Below are 21,029 nucleotides of genomic sequence, written 5' to 3'. Positions count from 1 at the left end.
GTGTCTGCCTAGCGGGCAATACCGCGTGCGGATGCCTCAAGGAAGGCCAATAACAAGGCAATATCGTCAGTAGCTTCCGGGTAGGTGGCGGGCAACTCAGCAATCGCGCTGCGGGCGGCATCCAGCGTCAGACCCTGCCGGTACAACAGGCGGTGCATCTGCTTGACAGCCGCGATGCGGGCCGGAGAAAACCCGCGTCGGCGCAGCCCTTCCAAATTAAAGCCACGCACCGCCAACGGGTTGCCGTCCACCATCATGAACGGCGGCACATCTTGCGAGATATGGCTGGCAAAACCGGCCATCACATGGGCACCCACTTGAGTGAACTGGTGCACGCCCGTCAGGCCACCAATGATGGCGTAATCGCCCACTTGCACATGGCCTGCCAATGTTGCATTGTTGGCAAGAATGGTCTGGTTACCCACCACACAATCGTGGGCGATATGGACATAAGCCATGATCCAGTTGTCATTGCCAATGGTGGTTATGCCTTGGTCTTGTACCGTACCAGTATTGAAGGTGCAGAATTCGCGAATGGTGTTGCGATCCCCAATCACCAATCGGGTGGGTTCACCTGCATATTTCTTGTCTTGCGGGGCGGCGCCCAACGAGGCAAATTGAAAGATGCGGTTGTCCTGCCCGATAGTGGTGTGCCCCTCAATGACACAATGGGCTCCCACCGTAGAACCCGCCCCTATCGTGACGTGGGGGCCAATGACGGCATAAGGCCCAATGGTGACGCTGCTATCTATCTGCGCGGCAGCATCGACCAACGCCGTAGAGTGAATCGTGCTCACAGCCAAAACCTGCCACTCCCGCTTAGGCCACGCTGCGCATGGTACACATCAGTTCAGCCTCGCAAGCGACCTCCTCACCCACGCGCCCCACGCCCTTGAACTTCCAGATACCGCCACGCACCCGATCGATGGTGATATCGAGAATGAGCTGGTCACCCGGCTCTACAGGCCGCTTGAAGCGTGCGCTGTCGATGCCCACAAAATAATAGATATTGTTCTCATCGGGCACCTGCCCCATCGCATCAAAGGCCAACAGCCCTGCCGCTTGCGCCAAAGCCTCCAGAATCAGCACACCCGGCATGACCGGACGGCCTGGAAAATGACCTGTGAAGTAAGGCTCATTGAACGTGACGTTCTTGATCGCCCGGATGCGCTGATTGCGCTCCAACTCCACCACACGATCCACCAACAAAAAAGGATAGCGGTGGGGCAGTTGCTTGAGAATTGCGTGGATGTCCATCATGATCGGTTCCGTTCAGGCTGCGTCAGGGCCGCGCTCTAGCGCCTTGATGCGTTCACGCAGCCGGTGTAGTTGTTTGAGTGTGGCAGCGTTTTTTTCCCATTGCGCATTGTCATCAATGGGAAACATGCCGGTGTAATGTCCGGGGCGGTTGAGTGAATGTGTGACGACAGTGGCCGCAGAAACGTTGACGCCATCGGCCAAGGTTAAATGCCCCAGCACAACGGCACCACCACCAATGGTGCAATGAGAACCAATGGTGGCGCTGCCCGCTACACCCACACAACCGGCCATGGCCGTGTGTTGGCCGACACGCACGTTGTGACCAATTTGCACCAGATTATCCAACTTGACACCATCTTCAATCACGGTGTCCTGCAATGCACCCCGGTCAATACAGGTATTGGCGCCAATTTCCACATCGTCACCAATGCGTACCGCACCGAGCTGCTCAATTTTGATCCACTGTTTCTGCTGGGGGGCAAAACCAAAACCATCAGCACCAATCACCACCCCAGGATGCACAATACAGCGCGCACCAATCTGGCAACCTTCGCTGACCGTGACCCGAGATTTGAGCACCGTACCAGCACCAATGACCGCACCGCGCTCGACCACACACAAAGGGCCAATCGAGGCCGTAGGGTCGATCACAGCCGCGGGATCAACCACCGCGCTCGGATGAATACCGGCAAGCACTGGGACAGCGTGGCGCTGCTTCCAGAGCTGCGTGGTTCTGGCAAAGTAGGCGTAAGGATCGTCACTGACGATACAAGCCCCCCGCACCAGTGCAACCTCCCGCAATGCAGGGGCCACAATGACACAGGCCGCCCGGGAGGCGGCCAGTTGCTGCCGATAGCGGGGATTGCTCAAGAAACTGAGCTCTTGCGGCCCCGCCACTTCCAGCGGGGCCAGACGCTCTATGGTGACTTGAGGGTTTCCCTCCAGTGAGCCACCCAGCGCCGCAACGATTTCACCAAGAGACAAGCTCACGCGCCACCCACCTGCCAAAACTGCGCCTTACTTGGCTGCGGCATTCAACGCCTTGATCACTTTGTCAGTGATGTCGTGCTTGGGATTGATGTAAACCGCCTGATCCAGAATCACATCGTATTTTTCTGCCTCTGCCACCTGCTTGACCACCTTGTTGGCACGCTCCAACACTTGGGCCAGTTCTTCATTTTTGCGGGTGTTCAGGTCTTCTTGAAACTCGCGGCGCTTGCGTTGCAGGTCACGGTCTTGATCCACCAATTGGCGCTGGCGGGCCAAACGCTGGCTCTCCGCCATCGTGGGTGCTTCACGCTCGAATTTTTCTGTAGCAGCCTTCAGGGCGTTGCCTTGGTCGATGATTTCCTTGTCGCGGCGGGAAAACTCCTGCTCCAGACGGCCTTGTGCCGCTTTGGCCGTGCCAGCTTCACGGAAGATGCGATCGGTGTTGACAAAGCCGGCCCTGAAGTCCTGCGCCTGTACAGGTGCAGCCACAACCAAGGAACCCAGCACCAGTGCCAGGGACAGAGAGCGAGAAAATGTTTTCATTAGAAAGACGTTCCAATCTGGAATTGCAGTTTCTGGATTCTATCGCCAGCAAACTTACGCACTGGCTGTGCAAAGGCCAGACGCAGTGGCCCCAAGGGAGAAATCCAACTCAAACCCAAGCCCACAGATGCCCGCATATCACCCCAAGCGACCTTCTCGTTTTCGCCAAACACATTGCCTGCGTCAACAAAGGTAAACATGCGCAAAGTGCGGTCGTTACCCGCCCCTGGGAAGGGCGTGATCAACTCCAGGTTAAGCGTGACTTTTTTCGGGCCACCCAAAGACGCCCCTGTCACATCGCGTGGCCCCAACGTACCTTGGTCAAAACCACGCACCGAACCCAGACCACCCGAGTAGAAATTCTTGAACACTGGGAAGGGTCGGTTGTTCATCCCTTTGCCCCAGCCCAATTCTCCATTGAAAGCCAGCGTAAATCGCTTGCTCAATGGCACATATTGCTGATACTGGTAATTGGCACGCACGTAACGCGCGTCACCAGCCACCGACCATTCAGAATTCAGGCGCTGATAGCGGCCGGTGTTGGGTGCCAGCGCGCTGTCGCGGGCATCACGCGCCCAGCCAATGGTCAGAGGCACGGAAGTGCTGGTATCGCCAAACTCGTCTGCGTAGGCCAAGTAAGCCGCTGGGATATTGGTGCCCGCCTTAATCTGGTTGCGCTCGGCACCACCACCAAAGAATACGGTATCGGTCTCACTGAACGGAATGCCAAAACGGACGCTGGCCCCGGTGCTGATCAACTCGTAGTTGCCGCCCTGGTCTTGATAGGGCTTGTTGGTACGATGGTACAGGTCGAGGGTGCGCGAAATACCATCGGCTGTGAAATATGGGTTGGTGGTACTAAAAACCAAATTGCGGTTGTACTTGCTGGTATTGACATCCACCCCAAGGTAGTTGCCAGAACCAAACACATTTTCTTGCTTGATGGAGAAAGAGAACGATACCTTCTCGGCGCTCGAGAAGCCAGCGCCCAATTGCAGCGATCCGGTTGGCTTTTCCGCTACGGTAACGACCAAATCCACCTGATCGGGAGCGCCAGGGACTTCCTGAGTCTCAATGTCCACACTGGTGAAGTAACCCAACCGATCTACCCGGTCGCGGGAGAGACGGATTTTCTCGCCGTCGTACCATGAGGATTCAAACTGGCGGAATTCGCGGCGAATGACTTCATCGCGGGTGCGGTTGTTACCTGCCAACTGAATGCGGCGCACATAGGCTCGACGCGATGGCTCGGCCTGCAACACCAGTACCACCCGATTGTTTTCTCGGTCAATTTCTGGGGCGGCTTCTACACGGGCAAAGGCAAAACCAAAATTACCAAAATGCTCTGAGAATGCCTTGGTGGTCTCGGCTACTTGGTCAGCGTTGTAAGGCTCACCGGGGCGAATGGCTACCAATGCCTTGAATTCGTTCTCACGCTCCAGGTAGTTGCCCTCGAGCTTGACTGCCGACACCACGTAAGGCTCACCCTCCGTGACGTTGATGGTGATGGAAATATCCTGCTTGTCGGGCGAAATAGCCACCTGGGTCGAATCGATGCGGAACTCCAGATAGCCCCGTTGCAGGTAGTAAGAGCGCAGTGCTTCCAGATCGGCATTGAGTTTGGAGCGTGCATAACGGTCGGACTTGGTATACCAACTCAACCAGCCCCCGGTATCCTGATTGAACAAGTCTTTCAAGGTGGCATCACTGAATGCCTTGTTGCCCACGATCTGAATATCTTTGATGCGTGCGCTCTCGCCTTCGACAATGGTGAAGCTGAGGTTCACCCGGTTACGCTCCACAGGAGTGACGGTGGTGACCACCTCGGCCCCATAAAACCCTTTGTTGATGTATTGGCGCTTGAGCTCTTGCTCGGCCCGATCGGTCAGCGCCTTGTCATAGGGGCGGCCATCGGCCAAGCCCACATCGCGCATACTCTTTTTGAGTGCATCCTTATCAAACTCGCGGGTGCCTGCAAAATCCACATCGGCAATGGTAGGGCGCTCTTCAACCACCACCACCAGCACATTACCATTGGCTTGCAGGCGCACATCCTTGAACACACCCAACGCAAACAAGGCACGGATAGCTGCGGCACCCTTTTCGTCGTTGTATTGTTCACCCACCCGCAGCGGCATGGAGGCAAACACAGTGCCTGGCTCAATGCGTTGTAAGCCCTCAATACGGATGTCTTGAACCTGGAAAGGCTCCAGTGCCCACGCTGCCTGGGCAGCAAAAATCATGGCGGCAACAGCCGATGCAGTACGCATGCCAAAGCGGTGGATATGTGTTTTCATGGATCAAGCGAATGCCACCGCTGCCATCCAGCGGTGTGCGTAAGATTAGCCGAAAAGCCGGGTGATATCGTTGAACAAGGCGATAGACATCATGAGCAACAGCAGAGCAACACCGCCACGCTGTAGGCGCTCCATCCAAGCATCGGAAACCCCTTTGCCTGTTACGCCCTCCCAAAGATAATACATCAGGTGCCCACCATCCAAGACCGGCAAGGGCAACAGATTGAGCACACCCAAGCTGACACTGATCAGTGCCAAGAACAACACATACTGGGTCAGCCCCATGCTGGCAGAACGCCCCGCATAATCGGCAATGGTGAGTGGGCCGCTCAGATTTTTGAGCGAAGCCTCTCCCACCACCATACGCCCCATCATGCGCAGGGTCAGCAGTGCTACATCCCAAGTGCGCACAGCACCATTCCAGAGACTTTCCCCCAGGCCATATTCCACCACCACCAGTTCAGGAGGAGCGCCCACATAAGCACCAATGCGGGCCACCATACCGGCGGGCTCCTGCATCAAATCTGGGGTCACTTCCAGTGTCAATACCTGCCCAGCACGTTGCAAACGCCAAGTCTGTGTGATGGGCTGACCTGCGCGGACAGAGGTTCGGATCAGTTCACGCAACTGTTGCCCATCAACCACATCAACAGCGCCCACCTGCAAGACCAAATCGCCCTCGCGCAAACCAGCCCGCTGACCGGCCCCTTCAGGCTTGAGGCTACCAATCAGTGGACGAGTCCAGGGTGAAACAATGCCCACCTTGCGCAAAAGCTGGGCATCAGCCTCTCGCACATCGAGTTGCTCGAAAGACAATACCACTGAACGCAAGCGCGCACCTTCTGCCGACTGCACCTCTAACCGAATTGAGGTTGTGTCCAGTGCCGCCTGGGTCAACATCCAGCGCAGGTCTTCAAACGAACGCACCGGACGGAGTTCTTCGCTCCCCATAGCTGCATTGCGCACCCAATCGCCACCCTGCAAACCGGCCTTTTGCGCAACTGACTCTGGCACCGGACTGGCTAGCCGTGCTACTGGCTCTTCCACCCCTGTCCAATTCACCCCTGGATACAGGAAGATAGCCAGTAGCAAATTGGCTACTGGCCCCGCAGCCACGATGGCGGCCCGCACCCGTAAAGGTTGCGTATTGAATGCCAAATGGCGCTCATGGGCTGGCACAGGTGCCTCGCGCTCATCCAGCATCCGTACATAACCGCCCAAAGGAAAGGCTGCCAGTACAAACTCCGTTCCGGACACAGGGGATTGCCAACGCCACAACGGTTGACCAAACCCCACAGAAAACCGCAGCACCTTGACACCACAAGCCACTGCCACCCGATAGTGCCCATATTCATGCACAGCAATCAGGATCCCCAATGCCAATACAAAAGCCACAACGGTCAGCATGGTAGAGATGTCTCCAGCAGGACAAACCGCTTCATGCAGCCATACGTGCCGCAGCACGGTGTGCGGCGGCACGGGCCTGTGCATCCAGTGCCAACAGATCTTGTAAAGAATCTGGATGTGCCGGCACTACCGCCGCCAAGGTGGCTTGATTCACCGCATGGATCTGATCAAAGCGGATGCGGCGCTCCAGAAAGGTGGCGACAGCGACCTCATTGGCAGCATTGAGCACCGCTGTGGTGCCTGTTGGTGCCTCCAGCGCCTCCCAGGCCAGCCGTAGCCCTGGAAAACGCCCTGGGTGACCGTGGTCGTCAATGGCCTCGAAAGTCATGGCGGAGAGCGCATGAAAGTCCAATGCAGCCGCTCCAGACTCGATGCGATCGGGCCAAGAAAGGCCGTAAGCGATTGGCACGCGCATATCGGGCGTACCCAACTGTGCCACCACCGAGGTATCGCGGTACTGCACCATCGAGTGAATGATGCTTTGTGGATGAATGACCACATCCAGCCGTGCCGGAGCCAAACCAAACAGATAACGGGCCTCAATCACCTCCAAGGCTTTGTTCATCATGGTGGCTGAATCAACCGAAATTTTGCGCCCCATCACCCAGTTGGGATGGGCACAAGCTTGCTCTGGGGTCACTTCCCGCAAGGTTTCGGGGGCTCGACTGCGAAATGGCCCCCCCGAAGCAGTCAGGATAATTTTTTCGACCCGCCGCTCCCAAGTAGAAGGGTCTTCGGGCAGGGATTGGAAAATAGCGGAGTGCTCGCTATCGATGGGCAACAGGGTTGCACCACCTTCACGCACGGCACGCATAAACACCTCGCCCCCCACCACCAGCGCCTCTTTGTTTGCCAACAGCAATCGTTTGCCAGCCCGTGCAGCCGCCAGACAGGGAGCCAAACCCGCCGCACCCACAATGGCGGCCATCACCGCATCCACATCAGGGTGGGCTGCAATGGTTTCTAGCGCATCAGGGGTAGAGAGCACTTGGGTTGTCAGCCCCTGGGCTTGCATTTTGTCTGCCAGCAGCTGTGCATGGGGGGCACTGGCCATGACAGCATAACGGGGCCGGAACTGGGCACATTGCGTCAGCATCAAGTCCACTTGGGTGGCAGCACTGAGAGCAAAAACCTCAAAACGCTCTGGATGGCGTGCCAGCACATCCAAGGTATTGCTACCAATCGAGCCGGTCGAACCCAGCACCGTAATCCGTTGTTTCATGGGCTTCTTGTGCTCGCTTTTTACAGCAAAGAGAAAAACATCATCGCCAAAGGCAGGGTCGGCAGCAAGGCATCTACGCGGTCTAACACACCACCGTGACCAGGTAACAGGCGGCTACTGTCTTTAGCACCTGCAGCACGCTTGATGAGTGATTCGACCAAATCACCCGCCACACTCATCGCCACCATAAACAACACCACAGGCAACAGCAACCACCAGCTTTGCTGGGCTAGGCGCGCAAACAAACTGGCCACGGGTGTATGCCAAGCAGCCTCGGCTGCTACCCAGCCCCAAGCCAACAACAGCACACCCACCGCCGCGCCACCCACGCCTTCCCATGTTTTACCAGGGCTGATGGATGGTGCCAACTTCTGGCGAGTGAAACGCAAACCCAATGCCCGGCCTGCACCGTAGGCGGCAATGTCGGCCACCCACACCAAGGCCAGCGCCGAGAGCAAAAAATTGATACCTACCAGACGGGCTTGCACCGCTGCCAGCCAAGCCAGCCACAGCGCCACGACCCCAGCGACCAACCGCACTGTCATCGGAATGCGTGGCCAACCCGTGACCCCCGCACGCAACATGAGCACCACACTCACCACCCAAAACAGCCCAGCGCCCAACCACAATGGCATCAGGGCTTGCTGTAGCCAACCTAGCCACCAAGTCAGTAAACACAATGCCACACAGCCTGCACCTAACAACAAAGCAGGCAACATGGCACAGCCATTGAGCCGTCCCCACTCCCAAGCGGCAGCCGCCATCAGCACCAATACCACCAAGGCAAAAGGCACAAACGAGGGATAGATCAGGGCTGGCAACAAAATTGCCAGCAAAGCCAAGGCCGTGAGTACGCGCTGTTGCAGCATGGTGCCCTTTCAGGCTGGCAAAGAGGGGCTAGGCACGGCCAGCACTTGCTCGGAGGTTTTACCAAAACGGCGCTCACGCGTGCGGTAATCGGCAATCGCTGCGTCTAATGCAGCTTCATCAAAGTCGGGCCAGAGTTTATCGCTGAACAACAGTTCAGAGTAAGCCGACTGCCAGAGCAGAAAATTACTCAGGCGCATCTCCCCACCGGTGCGAATGAGCAAATCGGGATCAGACACCCCCGACAGAGCCATTGCTGCATTCAAACTAGCTTCAGTGATCGGCTCGCCACGAGCAGCCAATGTGGCCGCTGCTTGGGCAATATCCCAACGGCCACCATAATTAAAGCAAATGTTGAGCAGCAAGCGGCTGTTGTGGGCGGTGGTGGCTTCGGCCTGCTCCAAGCCTTGACGCACCCTAGAGGACAAACTGACGCGGTCGCCAATAAAGCGCACACGCACGCCATCCTTGCACAACTGGGGCACTTCACGCGATAAGGCCAAAGCCAGCAAGTCCAACAGACCCGTGACCTCTTCAGCAGGACGGCCCCAATTTTCGGAAGAAAACGCAAATACCGTCAGCACGGCCACACCCCGCTGTGCACAAGCTTGCACACATCGACGCAAGGCTGTTACACCCTGTTTGTGCCCGGCCAGACGCGGCAGGAAACGGCGCTGAGCCCAACGCCCATTGCCATCCATCACGATGGCAATATGGTGGGGAACTGGTGCAGAAAGAGCGGTAGACACAGAACGCTGCTGCCTGGCCTCAAACCGCCATAATTTCTTGCTCTTTGGCCGCTACCAGCGTATCGATCTCAGCAATATGCCGGTCTGTGACTTTCTGAATTTCGGTTTCAGATCGCTTTTGCTCGTCTTCAGAAGCGAGCTTGTCTTTGACAAGCTTTTTCACCGATTCGTTGGCATCACGGCGCAGGTTGCGAATGGCAATTTTGGCCGACTCGCCCTCGTTGCGCGCCAACTTGGTCATCTCTTTGCGGCGCTCTTCGCTCATAGGAGGCATGGGCACGCGAATCAAATCCCCCATCGAGGCGGGGTTCAGACCCAAATCACTCTCACGGATGGCTTTTTCGATCTTGGAGCCCAAGTTCTTTTCCCACGGCTGCACGCTGATGGTGCGCGAATCCAGCAGCGACACATTGGCCACTTGGCTCAGGGGCACCATCGAGCCATAGTATTCGACGTGGATCACATCCAACAAAGCCGGATTGGCCCGACCTGTGCGGATTTTTTGCAGGTTGCTTTTGAAAGCCACAATGGACTGATCCATTTTGGTTTCCATGGTTTTCTTGGTATCGGCAATCGTCATGTTGTTTCCTGAAATGCAATGCTGGCCCATGTGCCACACAGCGTGGCAATACAGACCCACATGTCAAGCGTAAACCAGCGTGCCTTCATCTTCACCGAGCACCACACGCTTGAGGGCGCCAGGCTTGATGATGGAAAACACTTTTACAGGCAGTTTCTGGTCGCGGCACAGGGCAAAAGCGGTAGCGTCCATGATGCCCAGATTGCGCACCATCGCCTCATCAAAGCTCAACTGAACATAGCGCGTGGCGGTAGGATCTTTGTGCGGATCGGCAGAATAGACACCATCTACCTTGGTAGCCTTTAGCACCAGTTCGGCCCCAATTTCGGCCCCCCGCAAAGCAGCCGCAGTGTCGGTGGTGAAGAAGGGGTTGCCGGTGCCAGCAGCAAAAACCACCACCTTGCCTTCTTCGAGGTATTGCAGGGCCTTGGGACGCACATAAGGCTCGACCACCTGCTCAATCGAGATGGCCGACATCACACGCGCTGTCAGACCCTGGCGATCCATGGCATCGGCCAGCGCCAAGGCATTCATCACCGTGGCCAGCATACCCATGTAGTCTGCTGTGGCGCGATCCATACCTGCCGATCCGCCCGCAACCCCACGGAAGATATTGCCCCCACCAATCACCACGGCCACCTCTACCCCCATGGCGGTGACTTCGGCCACTTCAGAGACCATGCGCTCGATGGTTGCTCGGTTAATACCAAAAGCATCATCGCCCATCAGGGCCTCGCCCGACAACTTGAGCAGGATGCGCTTGTAGGCCGGTGTCACGAGGGTCATGGGAAATTCTCCGTAAGGGTAGGTGATGAAAGGGGAAATGGGTGGGGCCAGTCAACAATCAGGCAGCAGCCTTGGCAGCGGCCACTTGGGCAGCCACTTCAGCAGCAAAGTCGTCAACCTTCTTCTCAATGCCTTCGCCCACTACGTACAGGGTAAAGCCCTTGATGGTGGTGTTGGCGGCCTTGAGCATCTGAGCCACGGTTTGCTTGCCATCGGCAGCCTTGACGAACACTTGGTCAGCCAGTGAGACTTCCTTGAGGTACTTGGCTACAGAGCCTTCGACCATCTTGGCAACGATGTCGGCGGGCTTGCCCGATTCGGCAGCCTTGGCAGTTGCCACGCTGCGCTCTTTTTCGATCAGGTCGGCAGGCACTTCGGCGCTGGTCAAGGCCACGGGCTTCATGGCGGCCACATGCATAGCCACGTCCTTGGCAGCCGTAGCATCACCTTCATACTCGACCACTACGCCAATGCGCGAGCCGTGCAGGTAGGAAGCCAATTGGCTACCGCCCGAGAAGGTCTTGAAGCGGCGGAAAGACATGTTCTCACCGATCTTGCCGATCAGACCCTTGCGCACGTCTTCCAAGGTGGGGCCAAAGCTGTCTTGCTCGTAGGCCAGAGCGCCCAGTGCTGCTACATCGGCAGGATTGTTTTGTGCCACCAGCTTGGCAGCAGCATTGGCCATAGCGATGAAGCTATCGTTCTTGCTAACGAAGTCGGTTTCGCTGTTGACTTCGATCAGACCACCCACATTGCCTTCAATGTGCACAGCCACCACGCCTTCAGCGGTGATGCGCGAAGCAGCCTTGCCTGCCTTGGTGCCCAGCTTGACACGCAGCAACTCTTCGGCCTTGGCCATGTCGCCATCGGCTTCGGTCAGTGCCTTTTTGCATTCCATCATCGGGGCATCGGTCTTAGCGCGCAGTTCAGCGACCATGCTTGCGGTAATTGCAGCCATTTGTTTTCTCCGTATTCAGTTCAATCGATTCAAGATAAAAAAAGGGGGCTACATCAGCCCCGCTTTTTACCGCGATCCGCGCAGTGAGGCTGGCCGATTAGGCGGCAGCGTCTTGCACTTCCACAAACTCGTCGGTACCTTCAGGTGCAGCCACGGCACGGGCTACATCTTCCACGGCATTGGCACGGCCTTCGATGATGGCGTCAGCAATCACGCGGGCGTACAGATCCACGGCCTTGGCCGAGTCGTCGTTGCCGGGGATAACGTAGCCAATGCCATCGGGCGAGTGGTTGGTATCGACCACACCAATCAGTGGGATGCCCAGCTTCTTGGCTTCAGCGATAGCAATCTTGTGGAAGCCCACGTCGATGACGAAGATGGCATCGGGCAAAGCGGTCATGTCTTGAATGCCGCCAATGTCCTTTTCCAGCTTTTCGATCTCGCGAGCAAACATCAGCTGCTCTTTCTTGCTCATGGCTTCCAGACCAGCTTCTTGCTGGGCCTTCATGTCCTTGAGGCGCTTGATCGAAGTCTTGACCGTCTTGAAGTTGGTCAGCATACCGCCTAACCAACGCTGGTTGACGAAAGGCACGCCAGCACGGGCGGCTTCAGCAGCGATGGTGTCGCGGGCTTGGCGCTTGGTACCCACCATGAGGATGGTGCCGCCATTGGCCGACAGTTGCTTGGCAAACTTGGCGGCGTCCTGCAACAAAGGCAGAGACTTTTCCAAGTTGATGATGTGAATCTTGTTGCGATGGCCGAAGATGAACGGGGCCATCTTGGGGTTCCAGAAGCGGGTTTGGTGACCAAAGTGGACACCGGCTTCCAGCATTTCGCGCATGGTAACGGACATGGTATTTTTCCAAAGGTTGGGTCTAAAACCCAGCCCGACATTTGTGCCCAATACGGACGACAACACCTTGAATGGGCTGGTTTGGGATTAGTCTTGCCACTAGACTGTAGTGCCCAAGGAAACGGCCTCTGACAGTCGGCAAAACCCTAATATTCTAGCATATCCATGATGAACGACCTTGACACCACACGGCAACTGGTGCAGCGTGGCCAAAGCAGCGCCAGCGCCGAGATGGAGCGCAGCATTGCCAGCGCCCAGTCTTCAGCCTGTGCACATGCCTTTACCCGCACGATGTTTGAGGAGGCGCGCCACCATGCTGCACAGCCTGCGGTGGCACGGTTGCCACTGGCGGGGCTGGCAGTCTCGGTGAAAGACCTGTTTGACATTGAAGGCCAGCCCACTCCGGCAGGTTCTGTGGCGCTCGCCCATGCGCCAGTGGCTCGACAAGATGCGCCTGCCGTAACCCGGCTGCGCACAGCAGGCGCTGTGCTCATCGGGCGGAGCAACATGGTGGAATTTGCTTTCTCGGGTGTGGGCACCAATCCGCACTTTGGCACCCCTGCCGCCTGGGATGGACGCTTTGGTGCCTTGCCCGGCCCAGCACTTGTGCCAGGAGGTTCCTCCTCAGGGGCCGCTATCTCGGTAGCCACTGGGGCTGCATTTATTGGCTTGGGTTCTGACACAGGTGGCTCATTGCGCATTCCAGCAGCACTCAACGGTCTTGTTGGCTTCAAGAGTACGGCCAGGCTGGTGCCCACCGCTGGCATGGTGCCACTGTCCCCCACCTTAGATACAGTAGGCGCACTGACACGCTCCGTGCGTGACGCAGTGCTGGCCCATGAGGTATTGGCTGCACGGCGCGTCCGGCACAATCCAGTCCCCTTATCGGGTTGGCGGCTGGCGGTGCCGGGGGCACTTTTTTTGGAGTCTCTGGACAGCCATGTGGCCCATGTCTTTGCCCGCACACTACAGACCCTACGCCGTGCAGGCGCCCACATCACCGAAATGGCCTTGCCAGAGACCACCGATGTACTGGCTTTGCAAACAGGCGGTGGTCTGACAGCGGCAGAAAGCTACGCTTGGCACCGCCAACTGCTCAGCCAATATGGCCCGCAATACGACCCACGCGTGCGCAGCCGCATTGAGCGGGGGGCCAGCATGTTGGCGGCTGATTATTTGGATCTGCTACGCACGCGCCAACACTGGATGGAACGGATGCAACGTCAGTTGGCCAATGTCGATGCTTTGCTGTCTCCCACCGTACCGATTGTGGCCCCCAGCATAGCCTCCGTGGCGCCTGCCAGACACCAAGATGCTGCCCAAGATGCCGAGCGCGATGCCGAATTCTTCCGCACCAATGCGCTGCTGCTGCGCAATACCAGCGTAGTTAATTTGCTGGATGGCTGTGCGTTGTCACTGCCCTGCCACCAGCAAGGTGAATGGCCTGTGGGCTTGATGCTCTGGCACACCGCACTCCATGACGATACGGTGCTGCATATTGGGCTGCGTGTTGAGGAAGCTCTGGCTCGGCAGTAGCCCGCTACGGCTTAATTTTTTCTCCAGATACAGCCCAAGACTGGCTACAGTGTCTGTGATGTAGTTTTGGCTGCATCTTCTGTGCGCCCGACTTGGTCGGGGTCGGCATTTTGATGGCCCTTCGAGTAAGAAAACATGGACAACCACTACCTTACCCCGCTCTTTTCCCCTCAATCGATTGTCGTTTTTGCGGGCCAGCCAGATGCCCCAGACACCCAAACGGCGCAAGCACGGATGTTGTGTGAATCGCTCAAGGCGCAACAGTACAGCGGCTCGCTTCAGTTCATCAGCATACAGTCCACCGGCACGCTGGCTGATCTGGCACAAACCAAGGCAGATTTGGCCATCATTGCCCTGCCCCCAGACGAGGTGGGCAATGCCCTAGAGCTGGCCGGACGAATGAAGTGCCGCTCGGCACTGGTCATCTCCAGCAGCACCAGTGCAGAAGAGGCTGCCCGGCTCAAGCATATTTCAGAGCGTGAAGGCATTCATCTGCTGGGCCCCAACTGCCTAGGCTTGCAACGCCCGCCCCTGCACCTCAATGCCAGCGCAGCAGGCGCACTGGCGCACACAGGATCACTGGCACTGGTATGCCAGTCTGGTGCGCTCACTTCCTCCATTTTGGACTGGGCACGCAACAATGGCGTGGGTTTTTCCTCCGTGGTGTCGCTCGGCCCCAATACCAGCATCGACATTGCCCAAGTGCTCGACTTCCTGGCACACGACCGCCTCACGCAAAGCATCGTGGTTTACATGGAAGGCATCAGCAACGCACGCCGGTTCATGAGCGCCCTGCGCTCGGCGGCCAATGCCAAACCGGTGGTGGTGCTCAAGGGGGGGCGCAAGGCCGCAGGCAACGAGGCAGCACAAACCCACAGCGGCGCCATTGTTGGCAGCAACGATGTATTTGATGCCGCTCTGCGGCGGGCTGGTGCCGTGCGCGTGCGCTCATTTGTCGAATTGTTCTCTGCCACCAAATGCCTGGCTTCGCGCTACCGCCCAGTGGGCAAACGGCTGGCTATTGTGGCCAATGGCGGTGGCCCCGGTGTGCTGGCAGCCGACTGGGTGAACGAAATTGGCCTAGAACTGGGCAAGCTCTCGCCAGAATCCATCAGCGCACTACGACCACAGCTGTCCAGCCGGGCCTCACTCACCGACCTGATCGATCTGTCTGAATGTGCTGGCCCCGAACACTACCAAGCCGCCATTGAGGCAGCCAACAAAGAGCGCCAGATTGACGGCGTGCTGGCTATTTTTTCTCCACGCCCTGGCGCCGATGCCGAAGCTATTGCCCAAGCATTGGCTAACGCCAAAGCCCACATGGCCAAGCCCTTGCTGACTTGCTGGATGGGCGATGCCTCTGTGGGCCCAGGACGCAGCATACTCAAAGATGCGGTTATTCCGAGCTTTCGGACACCTGAAGCTGCCGTTGGAGCCTTTGGCAACATTGCTTCGTTTTACCAAAACCAGCAACTGCTGCAACAAACGCCTTCACCGCTGTCCACCTTGGCCAAACCCGACATCGAGGGTGCCCGGCTGGTGATTGAAAGCGCCTTGGCCGAGCGGCGCAAGGTACTGACTGAAATGGAATCGAAAACGCTGTTGGCGGCCTTTCACATCCCAGTCACCAAGACCATTTTGGCCCGCAGCGCCCACGAGGCCATGATGATTGCCACGCAGCTGGGCTTCCCGGTGGCACTCAAAATTGATTCGCCCGATATCACACACAAATCCGACGTGGGGGGCGTGGCCCTCAACATCATGAACGGCACCAGCGCCCGTGACACCTTTACCGACATGGTGCAACGTGTGGCCCAGGCACAACCCCAAGCGCGCATCAATGGCGTTACGGTGCAAAAGATGGCCCGAACACACCGGGGCCGCGAAATTTGCATTGGTCTGGTCTGCGACGACCCCTTTGGCCCGGTGATCTCTTTCGGTGCTGGTGGCACCATGATTGAACTGATCAACGACAAAGCAATGGAATTGCCCCCATTGAATCAATTTTTGTCACACCGTCTGATCGAGCGTTCGCGTGTGGCCGAAACCTTGGGGGCTTGGCGCGGTACTGGCCCCGCCAATCTGGAGGCGCTCGAGCAAATTCTGCTGCGCGTCTCTGAAATGGCCTGCGAACTGCCCCAATTGCGCGAGATGGACATCAATCCCATCATCGTGGATGAACACAGTGCTGTGGCCGTAGATGCGCGCATTGCAATTGACCATGCACCCCAATCCAACACCAGCGGCAACCTGCAATACAGCCATCTGGCTATCCTGCCCTACCCAGCCCGCCACGAGCAAATCTGGCCGCTGCGCGGTGGCGGTGAATACACTATTCGACCGATCCATCCAGGCGATGCGCAAATGCTGCAAACGCTGGTGCAGAGCTTGTCGCCGCAAAGCCGCTATTACCGGTTTGTTTCCTCTATGGCGGAATTGCCACCTTCGATGCTGGCACGCTTCACGCTGATCGATTACGACCGTGAGATGGCGCTTGTAGCCATCCACAAACAGCGCACGGCTACCGAAGATGGAGAGATCCATGAAACCGAACGCATGGTGGGTGTATCGCGCTACGTCACCAACCCCGATCGCACCAGTTGCGAATTCGCTTTGGTGGTGGCCGATGACTTCAATGGCAAGGGGTTGGGCTCACGCCTGATGCACAGCATCATGGACGTAGCACGCGAGAAGGGTCTGAACGACATTGAAGGCTTGGTATTAGCCAACAACAGCCCCATGCTCAAATTGATGCGTAGCCTAGGATTCGCCATCAAGTCTTACGAAGAAGACCCCGACTTCAAGCTCGTCACCCACAAGCTCTAAAAGTCTTTTGCCATGTACCGCATCACACCTGGGCCAGCACATGCCTTACTGGACAGTGCGAGCACAAGGCAACTGGAGACTGCCGCAGCAGCCCTGTTGCCACCGCACACCCTGATGCAACGGGCGGGGCTGGCGCTAGCGCAGTTAGCCAGAGCGTTGGCACCCCATGCACGCACCTTTTGGATAGTCTGTGGCCCCGGTAACAACGGTGGTGATGGCTTTGAGGCAGCGATGCACCTGCACCAACACAACCTGCCTGTAGTCGTCACTTGGTTGGGCGAACGTGAGCGACTCCCAGCAGACGCGCTCCGCTCTTGGCAACGTGCCCAGCAGGCCGGTGTGTGCTTCTCTAACCAGCCTCCGGCCTTGGGGCCGCAAGATCTGTGCATTGATGCCCTGTTGGGGGTGGGGCTGTCCGCCAGCGGACAACGCCCTTTGTCGGCCCATCATCCACTGCTGAGTACCTTGGCCCAGATACGCTCCTGCACTGCGCCAGTGCTGGCTGTCGATGTGCCTAGCGGCTTGCTGGCTGACACGGGTCAGTTTGCTACAGGACTGGCCCCAGCGCCTGGCACCCTGAATGCCAACCCTCGCCATACCCTGAGTTTGCTCACGCTCAAGCCAGGGTTATTCACAGGGGCAGGGCGCGATGCCGCAGGCACCGTCTGGTTTGATGATTTGGGCTGCCCTCAGCTCCCACAGCAACCCACCGCCTGGCTCAATGCTCGCCCAGCACCAGCCACACGCCTGCATGCCAGTCACAAGGGAAACTATGGTGATGTGGCTGTCATCGGTGGGGAGGGCTTGGGCCAGCGCGGCATGGGCATGGGTGGTGCGGCCTTGCTCGCCGCCCGAGCAGCACTGCACAGCGGTGCTGGACGCGTCTTGCTGTGCCTGTGCGATGACGCCAGCCCCAGCATAGACACCGTGCAACCCGAACTGATGCTGCGCCATATCCAAGCTCTGAACCTTGAGCAGTTGACCGTGGTCTGTGGCTGCGGCGGCGGCCAAGCCATCCATGCAGTTCTGCACCAAATACTGACCCACTCGGCGCAGCTGGTGCTTGATGCCGATGCGCTTAATGCAATCGCTGTTGATCCCTTGCTGCAAGAAGCCCTGCAAGCGCGTGCGCATCGTCAACACCACACGGTGCTCACGCCGCATCCACTAGAGGCAGCACGGCTGCTTGGCACGGAGGTGGGCTGGGTGCAAGCACAGCGTTTACAGGCAGCCCAACAACTCGCACAACGTTTTGGGTGTATCACTGTGCTCAAAGGCACTGGCACCATCATTGCCACACCAAATCAACCCCCACGACTCAATCCTACAGGCAATGCCCGACTGGCCAGTGCAGGCACCGGCGATGTGCTGGCCGGCATGGTGGGCGCTTGTCTGGCCTTGGGTCTCAATCCAGATGCAGCAGCCTGCGGTGCAGTTTTTGCACACGGCGAGGCGGCAGACCTCTGGCCACCAAACCTACCACTGACCGCCAACGCACTGGCTTGCCGACTATTGCCACTGGCTTGAACCTGGGTGGCACACTGGGTCTAGCCCAGCCTTTTAGGAACGCCTACCACCACTTTTCGCCCGCCGCGCCTTGGCGTGGCCCTTCTTTGCCCCCACCACGCCTGCCGCATCGGTGCGCCCTGCAGGTTGGGCCTTGCTGCGTGCTGGGTTGTCTTTAGGACGGTCTTTGCTCCAATCTTTCGTCGGCCGTGCAGGCAGCCCCTCATCTTCATGGAGCAACCTGAAATCAATGCGCCGCGCATCCAAATCTACCCGGCCCACTTGCACCTGCACCCGTGTACCGATGGCATAACGGATGCCACTGCGCTCACCGCGCAACTCTTGGCGGGCTTCATCAAACTTGAAGTATTCGCCGCCCAGTTCAGTAATGTGTACCAGCCCTTCGACATACATGCTGTCTAACGTGACAAAAATGCCAAAGCTGGTCACCGCACTGACCAAACCGCTGTATTCCTCACCCAGATGCTCGCGCATGTATTTGCACTTGAGCCAAGCTTGCACATCGCGACTGGCCTCGTCGGCACGGCGCTCATTGGCGCTGCAATGCAAGCCCGCAGCCTCCCAAGACTGGGTTTCGGCCAATGCTGCGCCTGTTTCTTTCTTACGTGGCTTTTCTCCGGGAGCCAACGGTGGGGCCACACGTTTGGCCAGCCGTTTGGTCAACTTGGCATGGGCATCGCCAGGAGTGGGCAGTGCTGGCAATTGATACTTGGTATGGCTCAAAATCGCTTTGATCACCCGATGCACCAGCAAATCGGGGTAACGCCGAATCGGACTGGTAAAGTGCGTGTAGGCATCAAAGGCCAAGCCAAAATGTCCGCTATTGATGGGTGTGTAAATGGCTTGCTGCATCGAACGCAACAGCATGGTATGAATTTGCTGTGCATCGGGGCGGTCTTTGGTGGCCTCAGCAATCGCTTGGAATTCAGACGGCTGGGGATTCTCACTGATAGACATCCCCACGGCCATCGCCTTCAGGTAACTGCGCAGAATGTCTTGTTTTTCAGGCGTAGGGCCCTCATGAACGCGGTATAGGCCATGTTGTTTGCCTTGGGCAATAAAGTCGGCACTGCACACATTGGCGGCCAACATGGCCTCTTCGATCAGGCGATGGGCATCGTTGCGCGTACGCGGCACGATCTTTTCAATACGGCCATTCTCATCGCAAACAATCTGTGTCTCGGTGGTTTCAAAATCTACCGCACCGCGCGCTTGGCGTGCTTGCAATAGAGCCCGATACACATCATGCAAATTGAGTAAATCGCGCACACGCTCCGCACGCTTGGCCGCCTCAGGGCCACGGGTGTTAGCCAAAATAGCGGCCACCTCGGTATAAGTGAAGCGCGCATGGCTGAACATCACCGCCGGATAGAACTGGTAGGCATGGACTTCGCCCTTGGTCGTGACCAGCATATCGCAGACCATGCACAGACGCTCCACATCTGGATTGAGTGAGCACAAGCCGTTAGACAGTTTTTCAGGCAACATCGGAATGACGCGGCGCGGAAAATAGACGCTGGTGGCGCGGTCGTAGGCGTCAATATCAATGGCACTGCCGGTTTGCACATAATGGCTCACATCGGCAATAGCCACCAACAAGCGCCACCCCTTACTGCGCCCCACTTTGGCGGGCTCACAATACACGGCGTCATCAAAATCGCGTGCATCTTCGCCATCGATGGTCACCAGGGGGATATCGGTGAGGTCAATGCGCTGGCGTTTGTCGGTAGCGCGCACTTTATCGGGCAAGGCAGCCGCTTGTGCCAAGCAAGCCTCAGAAAAAATGTGCGGCACATCGTATTTGCGCACGGCAATTTCAATCTCCATGCCGGGGTCATCGACCTCGCCCAACACTTCAGTGATCCGCCCCACCGGCTGACCAAACAGCGCAGGCGGCTCAGTCAGCTCCACCACAACCACTTGACCGGGCTGTGCCTGCCCCAACGCATTGGCCGGAATCAACACATCTTGACCATAACGCTTATCTTCAGGGGCTACCAACCAAACACCGCTCTCTTGCAACAAACGACCTATCAGAGGACGTGCAGGACGCTCGATGATTTCGACCACCCGGCCTTCGGGGCGTCCACGCCGATCCTGACGCACCACGCGCACACGCACCCGATCTTGGTGCAGTACGGCCCGCATTTCATTGGGTGGTAAGAAAACATCCGGCTGACCATCGTCGCGCAACAAAAAACCGTGCCCATCCCGATGGCCCTGCACGCTGCCCTCAATTTCGTCCGAAGAAGGTGCTGCCTTGGTGTTAAATTTCATTTTTTTGGTATACAATCTGGTTCTTTCCTGAAATGCCCAGGTGGCGGAATTGGTAGACGCACTAGTTTCAGGTACTAGCGGGTAACTCCGTGGAGGTTCGAGTCCTCTCCTGGGCACCAAGTCTAACGACATGCAGCATTTTATGCCTTGTTTTCGACTTGGAAGTTTTAAGAAAATTTAAAAAGTTCTGGGTATTGTTTTACAATCCCATTCTTTCCTGAAAGCCCAGGTGGCGGAATTGGTAGACGCACTAGTTTCAGGTACTAGCGGGTAACTCCGTGGAGGTTCGAGTCCTCTCCTGGGCACCAAATTCAAAAGCCGTTGCATTGCGCAACGGCTTTTTTGTTTTTA

Annotated in this window: 17 protein-coding genes and 2 tRNA genes; 5 read left to right on the top strand and 14 right to left on the bottom strand. The window is 57.4% G+C overall.

The features are described 5' to 3' along the window. Positions 1–8: 8 nt before the first annotated feature. From lpxA to rpsB, 13 genes are all read right to left on the bottom strand, one after another. Positions 9–797, bottom strand: coding sequence for an acyl-ACP--UDP-N-acetylglucosamine O-acyltransferase (lpxA, locus tag ACFO6X_RS07730; RefSeq protein ID WP_382431688.1), 789 nt, complete (start codon positions 795–797; stop codon positions 9–11). 22 nt (positions 798–819) lie between these two features. Further along, positions 820–1,260, bottom strand: coding sequence for a 3-hydroxyacyl-ACP dehydratase FabZ (fabZ, locus tag ACFO6X_RS07725; RefSeq protein ID WP_382431686.1), 441 nt, complete (start codon positions 1,258–1,260; stop codon positions 820–822). A gap of 12 nt (positions 1,261–1,272) precedes the next feature. Beyond that, positions 1,273–2,250 carry a UDP-3-O-(3-hydroxymyristoyl)glucosamine N-acyltransferase gene (gene lpxD / locus ACFO6X_RS07720; RefSeq protein ID WP_382431684.1) on the bottom strand — a complete coding sequence of 326 codons (978 nt, stop codon included), beginning with the start codon at positions 2,248–2,250 and terminating at the stop codon, positions 1,273–1,275. A gap of 27 nt (positions 2,251–2,277) precedes the next feature. Next, entirely contained in the window at positions 2,278–2,793 is a 516-nt protein-coding gene (locus ACFO6X_RS07715; RefSeq protein ID WP_382431682.1) for an OmpH/Skp family outer membrane protein, read from the bottom strand. After that, positions 2,793–5,090, bottom strand: coding sequence for an outer membrane protein assembly factor BamA (gene bamA / locus ACFO6X_RS07710; protein WP_382431680.1), 2,298 nt, complete (start codon positions 5,088–5,090; stop codon positions 2,793–2,795). Before bamA ends, ACFO6X_RS07715 begins: the two co-directional genes overlap by 1 nt. A 45-nt stretch (positions 5,091–5,135) precedes the next feature. After that, positions 5,136–6,497: an RIP metalloprotease RseP gene (gene rseP / locus ACFO6X_RS07705; protein ID WP_382431678.1), complete on the bottom strand. Its 1,362-nt coding sequence runs from the start codon at positions 6,495–6,497 to the stop codon at positions 5,136–5,138. A gap of 31 nt (positions 6,498–6,528) precedes the next feature. Continuing rightward, positions 6,529–7,719 carry a 1-deoxy-D-xylulose-5-phosphate reductoisomerase gene (ispC, locus tag ACFO6X_RS07700; protein WP_382431676.1) on the bottom strand — a complete coding sequence of 397 codons (1,191 nt, stop codon included), beginning with the start codon at positions 7,717–7,719 and terminating at the stop codon, positions 6,529–6,531. Positions 7,720–7,739: 20 nt separating this feature from the next. Continuing rightward, positions 7,740–8,588, bottom strand: coding sequence for a phosphatidate cytidylyltransferase (locus ACFO6X_RS07695; RefSeq protein WP_382431674.1), 849 nt, complete (start codon positions 8,586–8,588; stop codon positions 7,740–7,742). A gap of 9 nt (positions 8,589–8,597) precedes the next feature. Next, positions 8,598–9,335: a polyprenyl diphosphate synthase gene (uppS, locus tag ACFO6X_RS07690; RefSeq protein WP_382431672.1), complete on the bottom strand. Its 738-nt coding sequence runs from the start codon at positions 9,333–9,335 to the stop codon at positions 8,598–8,600. Positions 9,336–9,354: 19 nt separating this feature from the next. After that, the gene (gene frr / locus ACFO6X_RS07685) at positions 9,355–9,915 is read right to left on the bottom strand and encodes a ribosome recycling factor (RefSeq protein ID WP_382431670.1); all 561 of its coding nucleotides are present in this window, start codon (positions 9,913–9,915) and stop codon (positions 9,355–9,357) included. Between the two features lie 63 nt (positions 9,916–9,978). After that, a complete protein-coding gene (gene pyrH / locus ACFO6X_RS07680; RefSeq protein ID WP_382431668.1) occupies positions 9,979–10,701 on the bottom strand; it encodes a UMP kinase in 723 nt (240 codons plus the stop codon). A gap of 58 nt (positions 10,702–10,759) precedes the next feature. Then, positions 10,760–11,659, bottom strand: coding sequence for a translation elongation factor Ts (tsf, locus tag ACFO6X_RS07675; RefSeq protein ID WP_382431666.1), 900 nt, complete (start codon positions 11,657–11,659; stop codon positions 10,760–10,762). Between the two features lie 97 nt (positions 11,660–11,756). Then, positions 11,757–12,512 carry a 30S ribosomal protein S2 gene (gene rpsB / locus ACFO6X_RS07670; RefSeq protein WP_382431664.1) on the bottom strand — a complete coding sequence of 252 codons (756 nt, stop codon included), beginning with the start codon at positions 12,510–12,512 and terminating at the stop codon, positions 11,757–11,759. 165 nt (positions 12,513–12,677) lie between these two features. Here rpsB and ACFO6X_RS07665 point away from each other — a divergent pair, with 165 nt between their 5' ends. From ACFO6X_RS07665 to ACFO6X_RS07655, 3 genes are all read left to right on the top strand, one after another. Next, the gene (locus tag ACFO6X_RS07665) at positions 12,678–14,048 is read left to right on the top strand and encodes an amidase (protein WP_382431662.1); all 1,371 of its coding nucleotides are present in this window, start codon (positions 12,678–12,680) and stop codon (positions 14,046–14,048) included. Between the two features lie 135 nt (positions 14,049–14,183). Further along, entirely contained in the window at positions 14,184–16,874 is a 2,691-nt protein-coding gene (locus ACFO6X_RS07660) for a bifunctional acetate--CoA ligase family protein/GNAT family N-acetyltransferase (RefSeq protein WP_382431660.1), read from the top strand. A gap of 12 nt (positions 16,875–16,886) precedes the next feature. Further along, positions 16,887–18,401 (top strand): NAD(P)H-hydrate dehydratase, encoded by a 1,515-nt coding sequence (locus ACFO6X_RS07655; protein ID WP_382431658.1) that lies wholly within the window; start codon positions 16,887–16,889, stop codon positions 18,399–18,401. 33 nt (positions 18,402–18,434) lie between these two features. Here ACFO6X_RS07655 and rnr read toward each other — a convergent pair whose 3' ends face one another. Continuing rightward, positions 18,435–20,678: a ribonuclease R gene (gene rnr / locus ACFO6X_RS07650; RefSeq protein WP_382431656.1), complete on the bottom strand. Its 2,244-nt coding sequence runs from the start codon at positions 20,676–20,678 to the stop codon at positions 18,435–18,437. Positions 20,679–20,712: 34 nt separating this feature from the next. Here rnr and ACFO6X_RS07645 point away from each other — a divergent pair. Together ACFO6X_RS07645 and ACFO6X_RS07640 are read left to right on the top strand one after the other, a co-directional pair. Then, a tRNA-Leu gene (locus ACFO6X_RS07645) sits at positions 20,713–20,797 on the top strand. 104 nt (positions 20,798–20,901) lie between these two features. Then, positions 20,902–20,986: transfer RNA gene (locus ACFO6X_RS07640), tRNA-Leu, on the top strand. The last annotated feature ends 43 nt before the right edge of the window (positions 20,987–21,029 follow it).

It is taken from the genome of Giesbergeria sinuosa, assembly GCF_042652905.1.
GTDB lineage: Bacteria > Pseudomonadota > Gammaproteobacteria > Burkholderiales > Burkholderiaceae_C > Simplicispira > Simplicispira sinuosa.
Note: the sequence above shows the minus strand (reverse complement) of the source record. Positions and strands in the feature narration are given on the sequence as shown.